This is a genomic window from Streptomyces neyagawaensis (assembly GCF_023516595.1).
GTDB lineage: Bacteria > Actinomycetota > Actinomycetes > Streptomycetales > Streptomycetaceae > Streptomyces > Streptomyces neyagawaensis.
The window spans coordinates 1-590 of the sequence record NZ_JAMGBG010000246.1 but is presented as its reverse complement, the minus strand read 5'-3'; the positions used below and the strand labels follow the sequence as shown (position 1 = coordinate 590).

1 protein-coding gene is annotated in these 590 nt (G+C 64.4%); it reads right to left on the bottom strand.

All coding sequences use genetic code 11. The features are described 5' to 3' along the window. Positions 1-590 (bottom strand): alpha-amylase family glycosyl hydrolase (locus M8J73_RS44515; protein ID WP_249829930.1); only part of this gene is annotated, 590 nt, incomplete at both ends.

Below are 590 nucleotides of genomic sequence, written 5' to 3'. Positions count from 1 at the left end.
ATCTCGGAGACGGGGTAGCGCGATTCCCTGCGGACCGCCATGAAGATCCTCGGCATGACGGGGAAGTGGAACGCCATGTGGCATTCGTCGCCGCCGCTGGTGTAGTCGCCGAAGTAGTCGACGACGTCCTCCGGCCACTGGTTCGCCTCCGCGAGGATGACCGTGTCCGGGTACTGCGCGTCGATCTCGCTGCGGACGCGCTTCAGGAAGGCGTGGGTGGCGGGCAGGTTCTCGCAGTTGGTGCCTTCCTCCTGGTAGAGGTAGGGCACCGCGTCGAGCCGGAAGCCGTCGATGCCGAGGTCCAGCCAGAAGCGCAAGGAGGCCAGCATCTCCTCCTGAACGGCCGGGTTCTCGTAGTTGAGGTCCGGTTGGTGGGCGAAGAAGCGGTGCCAGAAGTACTGCTCGCGGACGGGGTCGAAGGTCCAGTTGGAGACTTCGGTGTCGACGAAGATGATGCGGGCGTCCTGGTACTGCTTGTCGTCGTCGGCCCAGACGTAGTAGTCGCCGTAGGGGCCGTCGGGGTCCTTGCGGGACTCCTGGAACCACGGGTGCTGGTCGCTGGTGTGGTTCATGACGAAGTCGATGATGAC